The sequence below is a fragment of the Streptomyces sp. AC602_WCS936 genome, from assembly GCF_019049125.1.
GTDB lineage: Bacteria > Actinomycetota > Actinomycetes > Streptomycetales > Streptomycetaceae > Streptomyces.
Window position 1 is genome coordinate 1 of record NZ_JAGMUF010000086.1, and the last position, 3362, is coordinate 3362.

Below are 3362 nucleotides of genomic sequence, written 5' to 3' on the forward strand. Positions count from 1 at the left end.
TCGGAGCCCATGCCGCTGCGGGTGGCCCGGCGGCCTGGCGGCCCAGGACCTTGTGGCCGCCGCCGTCGGGGATCCGGCCGAGCTTCTTGACGTCGACGAAGACGGAGTCCAGGACTGGGCCGCAACAGCGGCGGCTGGCGGCTTCGGCGTCTACGACGCGCGGCGAGAGGCAGAGCAGTGGTGAAGCAAGAGCCGAATCCGGAGTACAACCTGAACGAATTTCCGGCGCCGACGACGTGGCAAGGTTGGCAGCAGTTCGTCGACACGCCTCCCACAACGCCGCCCGACGCCGGCGCACCGCCTCGCAGCGCAGAGGAGCGGCTCGCCTACCACTCCGACTTCGTGACCGTCCGCACCCCGGCCATCGACACGATCACGACCACGGTGCGCACTCTCATGGTCCTGGGCCGGCACCAACGAGCCACCGCCCGCCCCTGCCTGATCGTCACCGGCCCCCCGACCACCGGGAAAACCACCGCGCTCCTGCAAGTCGGCCGGACCTGCCACCTCGCCGAAACCGCCCGCACCGGCATCCGCGACCAGATGCCCGTCGCGTACGTCCTCGTCCCGCCCGGCGCCAGCGCGAAGACCCTGGCCGCGGAGTTCGCCCGCTTCCTCGGCATCCCCGTCACCCACCGGATGACGCAGGCCCAGATCATGACCACGGTCTGCGACACCTACACGCGAGCGGGCGTACGCCTCGTCATGATCGACGAGGTCCACCGGCTCAACCCCCACACCAGCAGCGGCACCGAAGCCACCGACCTCCTCAAAGACCTCACCGAACGCATCGGGGCGACCTTCGTCTACGCCGGCATCGACGTCACCACCACGTCCCTGTTCACAGGCACCCGCGGCGCCCAGCTCGCCGGCCGTGCCACCCTCATCGACTGCGACACCATCCCCGCCCGACGAGGGACCACCCTGCCCTTCCGCGACCTCGTCGCCGCCATGGAAGCCTGCCTCGACCTCACCCGCCACCGGCTCGGCACCCTGCCCCGCCTCGCCGCCTACCTCCACATCCGCACCGGCGGACGCATCGGCAGCCTCGCCCGCCTCCTACGCCAAGCCGCCATCACCGCCATCCTCGACAGCAGCGAACGCATCACCAAAGCCAGCCTGGAGGCCATCACCCTCGACCACCTCGCCGAAGAGAACAACCGACCCCGATACCCGGCCAAACGCACCACCACACGGCGCCCAACCCGACACAGCACCCAGCTCCCGCCCACACCGGAACGGCCGTGACCCCGCCAGGCCGCCTCACCACACACATCCCGCGCCCGACGCCACCCGCCGGGGCGCTCCGCGTCAGCCCGGTACGCCACGAATCGGTTGCCTCCTACCTCGACCGCCTCGCCGGCATCTACCGCCTTGACCCACGCCAACTACTCGAAGGCATCGGCATCACCGTCCACGGCCGCCCAGGCACCACTCCCGCAAGCAGCGAGGGAGCTCGCCCTCTCCCCCGCAGCTATCCACCACCTCGCCGTGTTCACCCGCGTCCCCCACCTGCACCTCACCCTGGGCAAGCCCTCCAGGCCAGGCAGCCCGATACCGCGCCGGGCCACCGCCCGCTGGCACCACCTCGAACCCGCCGACCAGCCCACCCGCACCTGCCCGCAGTGCACCCTCCACCACACCCACGGAACCACCACCCAGGCATGGGCCTACCACCCCGCACACCAGCGTCTGTGCCCCCGCCACTACCAATGGGCCACCCCGTCCAGCCACCGTGCTCCGCTGAACACCTGCGCACTACCCGAGCTCTCCCAGGCCCACCACGCCCACAGGCGCCTCACACGCCGGCCCGACGCCACCACCGCCTACCAGTGGGCGAGCTCGATCACCACCCGCTGGTACGACCACCAACAACACCTCACCCGACGCTGGCACAACCGCCTGCCCCGCCTCGCCGCCACCAACCCACCACCCGCAGGCGGCAAGTCCTGGACCCTCACCGCCCGCGACGCGGTCACCTACCCCGAAACCGTCACCCTCGCCCGGCACCTCTCACGCACACCCCGCCCCCAGGCCGACCCGGGCTTCCTCGGCCACACCGCAAGCACCCTCGGCCTCGACCGGCTCGTGCTCCCACCCGACGACCTGCTCTGGACCTGGATCCACACCCAGCAGCAACCCGCCCGACACGAATGCCAATAGACGGGCCACTACACCTGCACAAAAAATCAGTACAACCAGGCACACCAGCGAAACCCAACCAAACCGAGAAAGCCCCACGCCACAAGCACGCAAGGACAGCCCCGACACCTCAACCCAACAGCCGCCAGCACCTCCGGGCCAGCCACTCCCGCACCCCCGCACCAGCCAATCAACCTGAACACACACAGGCCAGAAAACCAGCACACCCACTACAACAACGGCCGGTCATACACAAGTTCGGGATACGGGCCGCACTCGCCGACCGGCAGGTATGGGCCGATAAACTCCCGGTCTCCGTCAGTCAGTTGCACTTGCGTCACGCAGGACGATTTATCGTGCCAGGGCTCGCCACGAGAGCGCATCCCGCGAAGTGACGTCCCGCTGACGTGTTCGGTCGGCAGGGTCTGCGACTGGAGCGCTCAGCATGCGACGCGGTCGGCTGATCTGATCTCGGTGGAGGCAACTGTTTCAGTCGTCGCCAGCAACCAGGAGGGCGAGAGTGCCCATGCGGCGGTCGATGAGGACGAGCTCGTGAAACTCGATGTGGATCGGGCCGTAGTCGTGGCACGCGTCGTCGGGGAGGGCCTCTAGCGCGTACAGGCTCGTTGCTTGGCGGATTGGTTCGTAGACCGCCTCGCGCAACCTCATGTCGAGGCCTGAGGGAAGGGGGGCGCCATCGGTGGCCCAGGTATGAACCGTGCTGGTCGCGGTCGACTCGTCGATGGCTGTGTATGCACTGGGAGTGATCCGGTCCGACCACCACTGGCCGTGACGTGGTTCAAGCCAGACGCCGGCTCCGTCATAGGTGTCGCGGAACTCCGGGTGCGCGATCAGGGCGGCCAGCAGCTCCCGGTCGGTTGGCGTGCCGGCCGGCAGGTGGAATCGCTTGATGTGCACCCACCGGAATCCGTGTCCACGGCCGTCTGGAAACTGGAAGTCCTTGAAGTTGATGAAGGGACTGTCCCAGTGCGTGAGCGAGTGGTGCATGCGAGTCAGTATCGCTCAGTACACCCGATGGGTAAATTCGCAGGTGAGAGAAACCGCTGGCGCCCTGCTCGCGACCGCACTGCGCAATCACATGATCACGACTCGATACGCGGCCTAAGAGGTCCTAACAAAGGCGTTGGACGTGGCGGTGGGTGATCAGGCAGATGGCGAGGCTGAGGAAGGCTTCGTGGATGTCGTCGCGTCGTTCCCAG

Annotated in this window: 3 protein-coding genes and 1 pseudogene; 2 read left to right on the forward strand and 2 right to left on the reverse strand. The window is 68.0% G+C overall.

The window, feature by feature from the left end:
- A pseudogene (locus KUM03_RS38555) lies at positions 1-109 on the reverse strand (IS481 family transposase); the annotation flags it as partial.
- A 71-nt stretch (positions 110-180) separates the two neighbouring features.
- Here KUM03_RS38555 and KUM03_RS24900 point away from each other — a divergent pair.
- Positions 181-1248 carry a TniB family NTP-binding protein gene (locus KUM03_RS24900; protein WP_308406406.1) on the forward strand — a complete coding sequence of 356 codons (1068 nt, stop codon included), beginning with the start codon at positions 181-183 and terminating at the stop codon, positions 1246-1248.
- A gap of 243 nt (positions 1249-1491) precedes the next feature.
- Positions 1492-2163 (forward strand): hypothetical protein, encoded by a 672-nt coding sequence (locus KUM03_RS24905; RefSeq protein ID WP_217251530.1) that lies wholly within the window; start codon positions 1492-1494, stop codon positions 2161-2163.
- A gap of 468 nt (positions 2164-2631) precedes the next feature.
- On the opposite strand, the gene KUM03_RS24910 is transcribed toward KUM03_RS24905, so the two are convergent.
- Positions 2632-3150 carry a hypothetical protein gene (locus tag KUM03_RS24910; RefSeq protein WP_254399847.1) on the reverse strand — a complete coding sequence of 173 codons (519 nt, stop codon included), beginning with the start codon at positions 3148-3150 and terminating at the stop codon, positions 2632-2634.
- Positions 3151-3362: the final 212 nt, after the last annotated feature.